Here is a 12,664-nt window from a genome sequence, read left to right as displayed (position 1 = left end):
CAGAACCGAAAGTACGCAAGGAAAATTCGCCATGTCTGAAAACACCTCTGTTGATAGCAACCGCAGTATCCGTGACTGGGCTGACCTCGCCGAGGAAATGTGGTCCTATCTCACCGGTAAGGGCGCTGCCGTCAATTACAGCTTCATCGACATGACCGTTGAAGTGCCGCGGGACATCGGCCCGGACGCACCCCGCGCAACCTGGAAGCTGAACGGAACCGTACGGGTCACCACCAGCGATAACGACGCCGCGGGCTCCGACACCCACCGGGGCTAACCCGTGTCACAACCGTCACAGCGCGTACGCCTGGACATTAACCTCGCCTTCTCGTTTGCGGAGAACGACGACGGCGGATCCACCCGCGCCACAAACGGCACCGTCAGCGCGGCCGGGTCCGAGGTGACCATCTACTGCGAGGATCCAGCGGTAGCAGGCTTCGGGGGTATGCCCTCTCTGGAGAGTGTCCGCGAGCTGGCAGCGAACCTGGCCACCAAGGGCCTCACCGTGACCATCGCCGGTCCTGCCGGAACCCTGGTAAGCATCGGCAAGGTGGAAACGTCCATGGCCCAGCGCCTGATGACGCGGTCAGCGCACATCCGTGCGGGCTCAATCACGGCACTGGCTCCTCTGATCCGGGGCGGCAGCCGCAAATCCAGCGTGCCGCTACTGCCGCCGTCGACCCCGTTTCCCCTCGTTCCCACGGTGAACCGCCGCATCCGTCGCCAGGTGACCACCACCCACCACACGCGGGGCAGCGGGCGTCCGCGCCTCATCTTCGTGCAGGATTCCGAGACCTGGAACGGGCAGGTCCCTCGTGAAGTAAATCTGGTTGGGGAGAAGCTGGTGATAGGAAGCTCGCCGGACGCCGATCTGGTGCTCGACGGCCTGCTTCCCGTGCATGCCACCGTAGAGCACAACGCCGACGACGAGTACGTGCTCATACCACATGGACCCGTTCGGGGAAGTGTCCAAACGGACGGCCCGTCCATCCTGAGGACCGGCGCACGTGTCCAGCTCGGGAACTGGTGCCTCGCATATTTCCGCGAGGAGTATGCCGACCACGGGCGTCCATTCGGCGGCCGCAGCGGCGGCGAGATGGCGTACCAGCGGCCGCAATACGATCCAAGATCAGGCACGGTCGAGGAAGACGGCTCCTTCGGCATCGGAGACTACCGGCAGAATCCGCGCTGACGATGGACAGTGTGGAACTCCTCCTCGACGCAACCGGGGGGAGCTTCTGCGCTCAGACTGGGACATCCTCAAGCGAGCCGGCTTACCTTCGCAGGCACGGCATACCGCGGCCTCGAACCGCGCTCATATCACCCTGCTGGCTGCGCCACGGATTCCGGCTGAGTATGACAGCACTCTTGCGGCGCTCGCAGAGGCGCTGCCGCTTCCCATCCACACGGCGGGTCTGGTGCTTTTCAGGACCGGTCGGGGCCAGGTGCTGGCGCGCCTCGGCGTCGTCAGTAGAGCACTTTATGACTTTCATCGAGCCGTGCACCAGGCTCTCGACGGCGTGCCGGGTGTCACCGGGAACTGCGTCCCTGACCGCTGGATACCGCACATCACGCTCGCCCGCGGCATGACGTCGGGGCAGGTGGCTGAGGCAGTCGACCTCCTACCCGGTGATCACGGCCAGCTCATTCTCCCCACCCTGCGGCGCTGGGACAGCCATGAAAAAACGACGGCGGCGCTTGGCAGCACGACCGGTTAGCGGAGGTGGTCCACAAGATGTTCCGCAATGCCGGTGTAGGTTGCCGGAGTCAGCGCGAGCAGCCGTTCCTCAGCCTCCGCTGAGAGCCCCAGTTCGAGAACGAATTCACGCATTCGAGCTGCGTCAACGCGGTGTCCACGGGTGAGGTCCTTCAGCCGCTCGTAGGGGTCTTCCATGCCCGGAGTTCCAGCGATCGCCTCGGCACGCATCACCATCTGGACGGCTTCCCCAAGGACCTCCCAGTTGGTGTCCAGGTCAGCAGCCAGCACGGACTCCGCGACATCCAGGCGATCGAGCCCCTTGGAGACGTTGGAGATGGCCAGCAGTGAATGCCCGAAAGCCACACCGATGTTGCGCTGGGAGGAGGAGTCGGTCAGATCGCGCTGCCACCGTGAGGTCACCAGGGTGGAGGCCAGGACATCCAGGAGCGAGCAGGAGATCTCAAGGTTGGCCTCTGCGTTCTCGAATCGGATGGGATTGACCTTGTGCGGCATGGTCGAGGAACCGGTTGCTCCCGCTACCGGCACCTGCGCGAAGTAACCGATCGAGATGTAGCTCCATACGTCCGTGCAGAAGTTATGCAGGATGCGGTTGAAGCGGGCAACGTCGGCGTACAGTTCGGCCTGCCAGTCGTGGGATTCAATCTGCGTGGTCAGCGGGTTCCAGGTCAGGTCCAGCCCTTCCACGAATTCTCTGGCGATGCTCTGCCATTCGGCGCCCGGCACGGAGGCGACGTGGGCGGCAAAGGTGCCGGTTGCCCCGTTGATCTTCCCCAGGTACTCCGTACGGCGGATGCGTTCGAGCTGCCGGGACAGGCGGTGCGCCACGACGGCGAGCTCCTTGCCCAGGGTGGTGGGCGTGGCGGGCTGTCCATGGGTCCGCGACAACATGGGGACGGACCGGGATTCTTCGGCCATTGCCGTGACCTGGTCCACGAGCGCCTCCGCCGCAGGAAGCCAGACATTCTTCACTGCGCCCTTCACTCCGAGAGCATAGGACAGGTTGTTGATGTCCTCAGAGGTGCAACCGAAGTGGACGAGGGGTTTCAGGCGGCTGATGCCGATGCCTTCAAGCCGGCTTCCAATGAAGTATTCAACCGCCTTGACGTCATGCACAGTGACCCGCTCAATTTCGGCGAGTTCGCTGACCGCGCTGCCATCAAACGAAGTGACAATCTCCCGGAGCGCTGCTTCCTGCACGTCGGTGAGTGGAGCCGTTCCAGGCAGGACGCTCTTGCGGGTGAGGTGGATCAGCCACTCCACTTCCACGTGAACGCGATCCCGGTTAAGTGCAGCTTCAGACAGGTAATCGACCAGCGGTGCAACTGCTGGACGGTATCTCCCGTCGAGGGGCCCAATGGCGATCGGCACCTGGCTGTCACCCTGGTGAATCGATACGGACGCAAGGTTGACCCGGGAGAAAGGAGTGTGCGGCATGGGACCAATCATTCCATGACCGGCGGTATACCTCCCATGCGTGACAACTCCTCCACAGGCACAGGATTCCTGCGGGATATCAACATACGCCCCGCCTGCCGAGCTCCGGACCTTCGTCGGCGCCTAGCGTCATGGGCAGATACAACAGCGAGGTGAGGAGAGTGAGGAGCATGTATCTCAGTATGGCGTCGGGCTTAATTTGCGAGCAGGAGCCTAGCGAGGCAGCACGCGACTTCGCCAGACAACTGCGTCTACAGGCCGATGTTGTCGACGCCGTGCGCGAGCGGCTCGGTGTCGCTCGGAGTATCGGCTGGGAATCTCCGGCAGGACGCAATTTCCGCGCATATCTGATCGAGAGGGAAACCGGCCTTCGCAGCGCATCAGTTCTCTTGCGTGAGGCCGCTGTATCGATGGAGGGGTATGGGGTCGCGCTGCGTATGGGCGAAACAACAAACGGCTCGCAAATATGAGCACCGAGCATGACCTGACACCCGTGCACACGTCACCGGATGTCGACGGCGTTGCAAGGGTTATTGGCGGCGTCGGAGGGATCCGCTTCCAATGGGAGGAGCTGGACAGGGGAGCGCAGATTGTTGGGGACGCTGGGCAAGAACTAAGCAGTGTGGCCGAGACCGTTGCCGCTGTGGACGCCCGATTGTCGACGCTCCAGTTGATGGCGGCAGGCAACGTAGTTGCTACCGCGGCGTCGTTCTCAAGTGGCGCAGCGGCCGCAGAAGCGATCAATCTGGCGCGCCGAAGGCTCCTTGACAGCACTTCTGAGCTCCGGAGCACCGCAGACAAGATCCGGTTGAGCCGGTTTGCGTATGAGGCGGCTGATGTCGTGGTTCGTGGGCTCATCGGTGACACGCGAACTGCTGGAGATCCTTTTGGATCGTTCCCACTGGTGGCTGCTCCGTTGACCGTCGAGCACACACGATCCGAGGCCGCACACCTGGATGGAACCGTCGACAACTTGTTGGCACAGGTCTCCCACGCCAGCGCAGAGCCGGGAAGCGCCTTCGAGATCCTTGAAGTGGCGGGCGAGTCAGAATCTACCTATGTTGTGGTGATTCCGGGTTCGGAAGGGAGTAGTTGGGAAGAACCTTTCAGTTTCCATGGAGTGGCAGAGGCGCGAGGAATGAACAGCGCGTACGTCGGCGATGCTGTGGCTCGCGCTTTGGAAGGCGTAGATGCCGAAGAAGGCGCCACAGTGGTTCTCGTTGGCTACAGCCAGGGCGGCATGCATGCGATGAACCTCGCCAACAGCGGCCCTGTGTCTGAGAAGTACTCGATCGCTCAGGTGGTGACGGCGGGATCGCCGGTGGAACTGGAGGAAACCCCCGATGAGACCACATTTCTCCATCTTGCCCATACCTGGGACATCGTGCCCCATGTAGACCTCCTTCCGCGTGAAGACCAGCCCAACCAGGTTTCCGTCGTCCTGGACCACCACGCCAAACTGGCGGAAGGAGAAGAATTTGGTTTAGGCCCAGCGCACAAGATCGACAGTTACCGAGAAGGCGCACAAGCCGTGGACCTGAGCACGCACCCTTCAATTGCACCGGTTACTGCGGCGCTCGGCGCGGCTGTTACGGGAGCCTCGGCCAAGCGTCACGTTTTTCAGATCACCCGTCCTTCGTTGCTGGGCACGCAGCCGGCGCCGCCCAACGCACCACGCAGCGAACGGAAGCTGGGCCCGGTGCTAACGCCTGGTTCCGGTGATCGAACCCGCAACGAGTGAGACAAGGCTGATGATGATCGCTCCCAGGATCGCGGTCCAGAAGAAGTCGTCAACCACGAAACCGATAGGCGTGAAGGAGGTCAGCCAGGAGGTCAGCATCAGCATGCCTGCATTGATGATGATCGTGAAGAGCCCGAGGGTAAGGATAGTCAGGGGCAGCGAGAGCAGGGACACGACGGGCCTGACCAGCGCGTTGACAATCCCGAATACCAGACCAACGAAGAGGTACGAGAGCATGCTTGCGACGGTTCCATTGGTGGACACTTCAGTAGCGGCTTCCGACCCCACCTCGATGCCGGGCAGCAGCCATGCTGCCACCCAGAGGGCAAGAGCATTGATGAGTATCCTCACTATGAACCTGAGCATGCACCAATGCTGTCACATCTCCGGTTGCGGTTCATCGATCCGGCAGAAGTTCCGGTGTTCCGCCGACGCCCGACGTGCATCTCCTGCCCAGTACGCTTGTGCACATGAGTGCACCCGAACACCACACCGATGCTGCTGCGGAAGAGGTCACCCGCATCCACCCGCGCAGCGTACTTGGCCGCCTGCCCCGTTACGCCGCCGGGAAACCCCCGGTAGTGATCGAGGGTCTACAAAGCTTCAAGCTTTCTTCAAACGAGAATCCGCTTCCACCGCTCCCGGCAGTACTGCAGGCGATTGGCAGTCAGACGGCAGTCAACCGCTACCCGGATCCCATGACTACAACACTGCGCACCGAACTCGCGGCTTTTCTGGGAGTGCCTCCCGAGGACATCGTCACCGGCGCCGGAAGCCTCGGAGCGCTGAATCAGATCCTCGCCGCATTCGCAGGTCAGAACGATTACGACGCACCGGACGAGGTCATCTACCCCTGGCGGTCTTTCGAGGCATACCCGATCTGCGTCGGACTGGCCGGAGCGATGAGTGTGCAGGTCCCACTGCTTCCGGATTCGACCCATGACCTCGACGCGATGGCATCAGCAATCACCGACCGCACCCGGGTGATCCTCCTATGCACACCGAACAACCCGACCGGCCCGGCGTTGGCAGAGCAGGAAGTGCGCGGTTTCCTCGCCAAGGTGCCGAGAAACATCGTTGTGGTGCTGGATGAAGCGTACGTGGAGTTTGTCCGGAAAGAAGAGGCCGTCGACGGCCTTCAGCTATACCGCGATTACCCCAACGTCATTGTCCTTCGCACTTTCTCCAAGGCTCATGGCCTCGCCGGGCTGCGGGTTGGATACTCCATCTCCCGGCCGGCACTCACCGAGCACCTTCGCGTCAGTGCAACCCCTTTCGCGGTGTCCCAGATTGCCGAGCATGCGGCAGTCACCTCCCTGCAGCACATTGACGAGGTTCGGGAACGGGTTCAGACGATCGTCGACGAACGCAACCGCGTGGTCGACGGGCTGAAGCACCTCGGCTGGGAGGTGCCGGAGGCCGAGGGTAACTTCATCTGGCTCGCGCTCGGAGAAAACACGCCGGAATTCGCAGCATTGGCGGAACAGCGGGCTCTCTCCGTCCGGCCCTTCGGCGTAGAAGGCATCAGGGTGAGTATCGGCGAACCCGAGGCGAACTCACGGTTCCTCGAGCTTTGTGCCACGTACACAAAGGGTCCGGGAGTTTCCTAGCACTTCACAAATAGGACGTGGGCGCCGTCGTCGTTACTCTTGTAGGACTGCGCATGCACTGTAGTGCATGAACGGTCGAATAGATATAACACCCACGGAATATTACCTGCGAGGATCCACAGTATGGCCACATCCCGCCTACCTGCGGCCGAGTTTGATGCAGAGGAGCAGCTCGACGCCCGGCACCTGCCGGAGTTCCCCCGGGACCCGTCCGGCATGGTGCAGATGCTCTCTCCTAAGGGAGAGCTCAAGAGCTCGGCCTTCAGGGGCTATCTACCCGCGGAGGATGAGCTGGCCGCGCTGTATCGGGAAATGTACCTGATCAGGCGCTTCGATCAGGAAGCGACCGCGCTTCAGCGTCAGGGAGAGCTTGCGCTGTGGGTGCCGATGCGCGGCCAGGAGGCAGCGCAGATCGGCTCCGCACGCGCCATGCAGGTCCAGGACTACGCGTTTCCCACGTACCGCGAGCACGGCGTCGCAGTGTCACGGGGAGTCGCCCACGCAGACCTGCTCAAGTTGTTCCGGGGCGTCACCAACGGTGGATGGAACCCCAAGGACACCAACTTCCACCTGTACACACTGGTGCTCGCGGCCCAGTGCCTGCACGCCGTCGGTTACGCCATGGGCATGCAGCGGGATCAGCTCGCGGAGCCATCGTTGCCAAAAGCCGCCACGGTGGCCTACTTCGGAGACGGCGCCAGTTCCGAGGGCGACGTCCATGAATCGATGGTCTTCGCCGCGTCCTTCAACGCGCCCGCGATTTTCTTCTGCCAAAACAACCATTGGGCCATTTCGGTACCCACGGAAGTCCAGTCCCGGGTTCCCCTGGCCCACCGCGCTCACGGGTACGGTTTCCCCGGGATCCGTGTTGATGGCAACGACGTCCTCGCCGTGCAGGCCGTCACGCGCTGGGCGCTGGATCGCGCGCGAAACGGCGGGGGACCTGTGCTCATTGAAGCCTTCACCTACCGCATGAGTGCACACACCACTGCCGATGACCCCACGAAGTACCGCCTCGCCGCCGAGGAGGAGCGGTGGGTCGCCCGAGATCCACTCACCCGTGTGGAACGTCACCTGCGCGCAGCCGGCACCGGTGACGATTTCTTTCAGCAACTGGAGGAGGAGGCGGTCGGGCTCGCCAAGGGCCTGCGCACCGCGGTCCTGTCCATGAGCGCGCCGGGGCTTGAGCACCGCTTCGCCACAACGTACGCGGAGGCCCATCCGCTCATCCAGGAGGAGCTGAACGCCTGGAGAGACTATGAAGCAGGCTTCGACGTCGAGGGAGGTGCCCGCTGATGGCAGTGATGACCATAGCCAAGGCAATCAACGAGGGCCTCCGGGCCGCGCTGAGCGCGCACCCTCGTGCCCTCCTCATGGGCGAGGACATTGGGGATCTCGGTGGTGTTTACCGGGTCACCGAGGGGCTCAAGGCACAGTTCGGGGCGGAACGCGTGGTCGACACCCCGCTGGCCGAGTCCGGGATCATCGGCACTGCCATCGGTCTTGCCCTGCGGGGGTACCTCCCCATCTGCGAAATCCAGTTCGACGGGTTCGTGTTCCCTGGGTTCAACCAGATCACTACTCAGTTAGCGAAGATTCACGCCCGCAGCGACGGTCTGCTGACCGCGCCGGTTGTCATTCGTATTCCCTACGGCGGCGGGATCGGGAGCGTGGAGCACCATTCAGAGTCGCCCGAAGCGCTCTTCGCGCACACCGCGGGCCTCCGGATCATCACCCCGTCCAATCCGCATGACGCGTACTGGATGATTCAGCAGGCGGTGGCCTGCGCGGATCCGGTGATCGTTTTTGAGCCGAAACGCCGCTACTGGCTGAAGGGGGAAGTGGACGTATCGGCGGTGCCCGCCAGCCCGTTCCAGGCAGAGGTGCTCCGCGAAGGCACCGATGCCACCATCGTGGCCTACGGGCCGCTGGTGCCGGTGGCTCTCGCCGCAGCGAACGCGGCCGCTGAAGACAGCACAAGCGTCGAGGTCATCGATCTGCGGTCCATTTCACCGATCGACTTCGACACCGTCACGGAGTCGGTGCTCAAGACCGGCCGCCTGCTGATAGCACACGAAGCGCCTACCTTCGGTGGCATCGGCGGGGAGATCGCCGCGCGGATCACTGAGCGCGCCTTCCTGTCCCTCGAGGCGCCGGTCACCCGGGTGGGCGGATTCCACCTGCCGTACCCCACTGCACGCACCGAGGAACACTACCTGCCGGACCTAGACCGCATCCTGCACTCGCTCGACGCGGTGCTCGCCTACTAGAAGGACTCCCATGACGCTGAATACCTTCAACCTTCCTGACGTGGGCGAAGGTCTCACGGAGGCCGAGATTGTCCGCTGGCAGGTACAACCCGGCGCGACCGTCGCCGTCAACGACGTCATCGTCGAGATCGAAACAGCCAAATCGCTTGTTGAGTTGCCGTCTCCCTACGCCGGTGTTGTTGCCGAGCTCCTTGTCCGGGAGGGCGAGACGGTCGAGGTGGGCACCCCGATCATCTCCGTTTCGGACTCTCCACTTGAAGGACCCGGAGCCACAGACGGTGCGCCGGCCGCGGCCCATGTCCCCGGTGAACTTGTCACTCCGCCTGCAGCGCCAGCAACAACGGCTGCGGACGCCAACGCACCCCTGGTCGGAACCGGCCCCAAGGCCGATTCCTCCCGCCGCAGGCCGCGCAGCAACCGTCCCGCCGGCACGCAGGCAACCCCAATGACGACGACGACGCCCGCACCACCGGCGGGGCACGTCACCGAAGTGCAATCCCCAACGACGCCGACTTCCCGCACGGCCGCAGCAATATCCGGGGCAGTGCGGCGCGCCCTCGCGAAGCCGCCCGTACGCAAGGCCGCCCGTGATCTTGGCATCGACCTGGCCGACGTTCCCGCTACCGGCGGCTCAGGTGAGGTCACCAAACAGGACCTGCTGAGCTACCAAGCCCAGCGGGACGCTGAGCAGGACCACGCGCCGTCGTTCTGGGGTGCAGCCACCCGTCCGCAGGGCGAGCGGATCGAGCGCATCCCAGTCAAGGGTGTCCGTAAGGCCACCGCGCGGGCGATGGTGGAGAGCGCCTTCTCAGCACCGCATGTGAGTATCTTCGTTGACGTTGATGCCTCCCGGACCATGGAGTTCGTGAAGCGGCTCAAAGCCTCCCGCGACTTCGAGGGCATCAAGGTGTCACCGCTGCTCATTCTCGCGAAGGCCGTCATCTGGGCGGCGGCGCGCAACCCGTCGGTCAACGCAACCTGGACGGACCGGGAAATCCTGGTCAAGCACTTCATGAATTTGGGGATTGCAGCGGCGACGCCGCGCGGACTCATGGTGCCGAACATCAAGGACGCACAGGATCTTTCCCTGAAGGAACTGGCGGTGGCGCTGAATGATCTGGCGGCCCGTGCACGGGCCGGCAAGACCCAGCCGGCGGAGATGCAAGGCGGAACCCTGACGGTTACCAACATCGGTGCGCTCGGCATCGATACCGGAACACCCATCATCAATCCCGGTGAAGTCGCGATCGTAGCTTTTGGAACCATCAAGCAAAAGCCGTGGGTGCTTGACGGCGAGGTGATTCCCCGCTGGATCACCACCCTCGGCGGATCGTTCGATCATCGCGTCGTCGACGGCGATCTCAGCGCCCGCTTCATGGCCGACGTCGCGTCGATCCTGGAAGAACCCGCTCTACTCCTGGACTAAGTTTCCCGGACTGGATCCCAGGGCGTTCGGGGCGATGCGGCCTCGCAGTGTTTTATGCGCGAGACGCGTTTTCCTCCATCGCGGTCCTCAGGATCGGGGCGAGTCGACGGATGCCCTCTTCGATGTCCTCGAGTGAGACGGCGCTGAAGGCGAGGCGCAGCTTGTTCGACGGCTCATCGGACGGAGTGAAGGCGGCACCGGGAATGAAGACCACCCCCGCGTCGATGGCCTGGTAGAGCAGCGGATAGGTGTCCACGCCCTCCGGCAGCGTGACCCACACGAAGAAACCGCCGTCCGGCGTTGTCCAGCTGACGCCCTCGGGGAGGTGCGCGGCAAGCCCCTTCAACATGGTGGAACACCGCTCGCTGTACAGCGACCGGGTGTTGGCGAGGTGGCCCTGCCAGTCGTAGTCGCTCAGATACGCCGACACCAGCATCTGGGTCAATGGCGATGGACACAGCACAACTGCCTCGCACGCAAGGTAGAACCGGCGGTGCAGATGCCGGGGCACAAGCGCCCAGCCCAGACGGACTCCGGGCGCGAAAATCTTCGAGAATGATCCAAGGTAGATGACGTCATCAGGGTTTTCCGCCCGCATCGGCGGCAGGGGGTGACCGTCGAAGCGAAGCAGACCGTAGGGGTTGTCTTCAAGAATCAGGATGTTGTGCGCACGGCAGATGTCGACAATCCGTTGGCGACGGTCAGCCGCCAGGGTGATGCCGCTGGGATTGTTGAAACTGGGAATCGTGTAGAGCAGCTTGATGCGGCGGCCCTCGGCGAGCAGGTCCGCGATCCGCTGTTCAAGACGCTCCGGAACCAGTCCTTGCTCGTCCATCTCAATGGCTTGAACGTCCACCTGGTACGCCTCGAAGGTGTTAAGTGCACCGACATAGGTTGGGTCCTCGCACAGGATCACATCACCCGGGTCACAAAACACCTTGGCTGCCACATCCTGAGCTGACTGCGAGCCTGTGGTCACGACGATGTCCGCGGGATCCGCATCAGTGATGCCTTCGGCGGCCATTACGTCGCAGATCTGCTGGCGCAGCTGTTCCATGCCCTGGCCGCCGCCGTACTGCAGGGCCTCCAGCCCGTGTTCGGCGATGATCCGCTCGGCGGTCTTGCCGAGGTCCTGCATGGGGAGGGATTTCAGATAGGGGCTGCCGCCGGCCAGCGAGACGAGCCCTGGCCGGATGGAGATGTCGAAGACATCGCGAACGGCTGACTGCTTGATGTTCGCGGCTCGCTCGGAAAACAGACTCTCGTGCCGGTGAGCGGAATCCACGGCCCGTTCGAGGGCCACTTCAGTTTCGGCGGGCAGCAGCGTTGAGTTCAGTTCATCCTGGGAGGTCACGCGATGAGTCTAGAGGACGCGTTCACTCATAGGCAACGGAAGTTTTCTAGATCCACCCAGCCTGGTGTGCCTTGATGCCTGCCTGGAACCGGCTGTCAGCGTGGAGAGTCTCGAGCATCCACGCAATGTGGCGGCGGCAGGTCCTGACGTTGATGTCCAGGCGCCGGGCGATGACCTCATCGGAATAGCCCGCTGCGAGACCTTTGAGGATAGCCTGCTGCGTGCTGTTGAGAGGGGAGACGGTCGGCTCGTCGATCAGGAAGGGCTCGCTGAGTTCCCAGGCGAACTCGAACAGCTGGGTAAAAATGTGGATAAGGTGAGGGTCCCGAACCACCAGTGCGGCCTTGTCGTCATGTCCCAGCTGACGGGCTACGAGGGCGAGTTTCCGGTCGAAGATCAGCATTCGTAGCGGGACTCGCGGAAGGGCACCGAAACGTCCGCCTCCGGCGGTGATGGCGGCAACTGCCTTGCGCGTCGGAACGTGGTCACGGGTGCTGACGTCATACAACGTTTTGCGCTCCACTCCCAGTCTCAGCAGTTCCAAGTCCTTACGAACGTTTTCTTCCTGCACATCGGCCGTGGATCCCTGCCCGGGCTGGGCAATTAGCACCTTTTCCGTGACATCCCTGCCATAGTCGATCAGGACGCGATGGATCAGGTGTGGATCTTCCAGCGTCTCCACCGAGGAGCTGGTGATAACACTTTTGCGGGCCTCAAGATAGGTGGGCACAAGGGTGGAGAGTTCCCGCCGGCGGGCAGCTATCCTCGCCCGCAGATCCTGCACAGCGCGCTCATCGGCGTCAACAAGATCAGCCAGAGCAACGTCCGGAGAAACGGCGATGTACGCGTGTGCGGAGGCGCCCTGCTCGCTGAGCAGCCGGCGCTCCACGAGCACTTCCATCGCCGAGTCAATCTCCCGTAGGGTGTACCCAAGCGCCTCGGAGGCCTCGGATTTGATCCATCCCGGGTGGCCAACGGCATACCGGTAGAGCTCAATGGATATGCCGTCGAGCATCCCGGTTTCCCTTTCCGACTGTCGCGTTTCTCTAGGGGTAGCCTACAGACCTCAGGGCTGGGCTCGCCGTGCCCGTCCCGAAGTTGGCCGCTGA

13 protein-coding genes are annotated in these 12,664 nt (G+C 63.0%); 9 read left to right on the top strand and 4 right to left on the bottom strand.

Annotated features, from left to right (window positions below; translation table 11 throughout):
* The first annotated feature begins 31 nt into the window (after positions 1–31).
* From ASH00_RS04425 to ASH00_RS16955, 3 genes are read left to right on the top strand one after another with little or no spacing between them, the layout of a single operon-like run.
* Positions 32–277 (top strand): hypothetical protein, encoded by a 246-nt coding sequence (locus ASH00_RS04425; RefSeq protein WP_056545397.1) that lies wholly within the window; start codon positions 32–34, stop codon positions 275–277.
* A gap of 3 nt (positions 278–280) precedes the next feature.
* Entirely contained in the window at positions 281–1,192 is a 912-nt protein-coding gene (locus ASH00_RS04420) for an FHA domain-containing protein (protein ID WP_056545395.1), read from the top strand.
* Positions 1,122–1,718: a 2'-5' RNA ligase family protein gene (locus ASH00_RS16955; protein ID WP_235563202.1), complete on the top strand. Its 597-nt coding sequence runs from the start codon at positions 1,122–1,124 to the stop codon at positions 1,716–1,718. Before ASH00_RS04420 ends, ASH00_RS16955 begins: the two co-directional genes overlap by 71 nt.
* On the opposite strand, the gene purB is transcribed toward ASH00_RS16955, so the two are convergent.
* Complete coding sequence (purB, locus tag ASH00_RS04410; RefSeq protein WP_082565875.1) at positions 1,715–3,154, bottom strand: adenylosuccinate lyase; 1,440 nt, start codon at positions 3,152–3,154, stop codon at positions 1,715–1,717. The genes ASH00_RS16955 and purB overlap by 4 nt on opposite strands.
* Positions 3,155–3,324: 170 nt before the next feature.
* Here purB and ASH00_RS04405 point away from each other — a divergent pair, with 170 nt between their 5' ends.
* A complete protein-coding gene (locus ASH00_RS04405) occupies positions 3,325–3,624 on the top strand; it encodes a hypothetical protein (RefSeq protein WP_056545390.1) in 300 nt (99 codons plus the stop codon).
* A complete protein-coding gene (locus tag ASH00_RS04400) occupies positions 3,621–4,895 on the top strand; it encodes a hypothetical protein (RefSeq protein WP_056545388.1) in 1,275 nt (424 codons plus the stop codon). The genes ASH00_RS04405 and ASH00_RS04400 overlap by 4 nt, the downstream gene beginning before the upstream one ends.
* Here ASH00_RS04400 and ASH00_RS04395 read toward each other — a convergent pair.
* Positions 4,857–5,261, bottom strand: coding sequence for a phage holin family protein (locus ASH00_RS04395; protein ID WP_056545386.1), 405 nt, complete (start codon positions 5,259–5,261; stop codon positions 4,857–4,859). The two genes, ASH00_RS04400 and ASH00_RS04395, sit on opposite strands and share 39 nt — an antisense overlap.
* Before the next feature lie 104 nt (positions 5,262–5,365).
* Between ASH00_RS04395 and ASH00_RS04390 the strand changes: the two genes are divergently transcribed.
* From ASH00_RS04390 to ASH00_RS04375, 4 genes are all read left to right on the top strand, one after another.
* The gene (locus ASH00_RS04390; protein ID WP_056545384.1) at positions 5,366–6,505 is read left to right on the top strand and encodes a histidinol-phosphate transaminase; all 1,140 of its coding nucleotides are present in this window, start codon (positions 5,366–5,368) and stop codon (positions 6,503–6,505) included.
* Between the two features lie 123 nt (positions 6,506–6,628).
* The gene (locus ASH00_RS04385) at positions 6,629–7,801 is read left to right on the top strand and encodes a thiamine pyrophosphate-dependent dehydrogenase E1 component subunit alpha (protein ID WP_056545382.1); all 1,173 of its coding nucleotides are present in this window, start codon (positions 6,629–6,631) and stop codon (positions 7,799–7,801) included.
* Positions 7,801–8,775, top strand: a complete 975-nt coding sequence (locus tag ASH00_RS04380; RefSeq protein WP_056545380.1) for an alpha-ketoacid dehydrogenase subunit beta — start codon at positions 7,801–7,803, stop codon at positions 8,773–8,775. The genes ASH00_RS04385 and ASH00_RS04380 overlap by 1 nt, the downstream gene beginning before the upstream one ends.
* Positions 8,776–8,785: 10 nt before the next feature.
* Complete coding sequence (locus ASH00_RS04375; protein WP_056545378.1) at positions 8,786–10,201, top strand: dihydrolipoamide acetyltransferase family protein; 1,416 nt, start codon at positions 8,786–8,788, stop codon at positions 10,199–10,201.
* A gap of 52 nt (positions 10,202–10,253) precedes the next feature.
* On the opposite strand, the gene ASH00_RS04370 is transcribed toward ASH00_RS04375, so the two are convergent.
* Entirely contained in the window at positions 10,254–11,555 is a 1,302-nt protein-coding gene (locus ASH00_RS04370) for an aminotransferase-like domain-containing protein (protein ID WP_056545376.1), read from the bottom strand.
* Between the two features lie 46 nt (positions 11,556–11,601).
* Entirely contained in the window at positions 11,602–12,570 is a 969-nt protein-coding gene (locus ASH00_RS04365; RefSeq protein ID WP_056545374.1) for a helix-turn-helix transcriptional regulator, read from the bottom strand.
* Between the last annotated feature and the right edge of the window lie 94 nt (positions 12,571–12,664).

This window comes from Arthrobacter sp. Soil782, assembly GCF_001428435.1.
GTDB classification, from domain to species: Bacteria; Actinomycetota; Actinomycetes; order Actinomycetales; family Micrococcaceae; genus Arthrobacter_D; species Arthrobacter_D parietis.
The sequence above is the reverse complement of the archived record's forward strand: the minus strand, read 5'-3'. Positions and strand labels throughout refer to the sequence as shown.

Coding starts and splice junctions, on each gene's coding strand:
- ASH00_RS04425 (WP_056545397.1), top strand. CDS start 32: ATGTCTGAAAACACCTCTGTTGATAGCAACCGCAGTATCCGTGACTGG.
- purB (WP_082565875.1), bottom strand. CDS start 3,154: ATGCCGCACACTCCTTTCTCCCGGGTCAACCTTGCGTCCGTATCGATT.
- ASH00_RS04405 (WP_056545390.1), top strand. CDS start 3,325: ATGTATCTCAGTATGGCGTCGGGCTTAATTTGCGAGCAGGAGCCTAGC.
- ASH00_RS04400 (WP_056545388.1), top strand. CDS start 3,621: ATGAGCACCGAGCATGACCTGACACCCGTGCACACGTCACCGGATGTC.
- ASH00_RS04395 (WP_056545386.1), bottom strand. CDS start 5,261: ATGCTCAGGTTCATAGTGAGGATACTCATCAATGCTCTTGCCCTCTGG.
- ASH00_RS04390 (WP_056545384.1), top strand. CDS start 5,366: ATGAGTGCACCCGAACACCACACCGATGCTGCTGCGGAAGAGGTCACC.
- ASH00_RS04385 (WP_056545382.1), top strand. CDS start 6,629: ATGGCCACATCCCGCCTACCTGCGGCCGAGTTTGATGCAGAGGAGCAG.
- ASH00_RS04380 (WP_056545380.1), top strand. CDS start 7,801: ATGGCAGTGATGACCATAGCCAAGGCAATCAACGAGGGCCTCCGGGCC.
- ASH00_RS04375 (WP_056545378.1), top strand. CDS start 8,786: ATGACGCTGAATACCTTCAACCTTCCTGACGTGGGCGAAGGTCTCACG.
- ASH00_RS04365 (WP_056545374.1), bottom strand. CDS start 12,570: ATGCTCGACGGCATATCCATTGAGCTCTACCGGTATGCCGTTGGCCAC.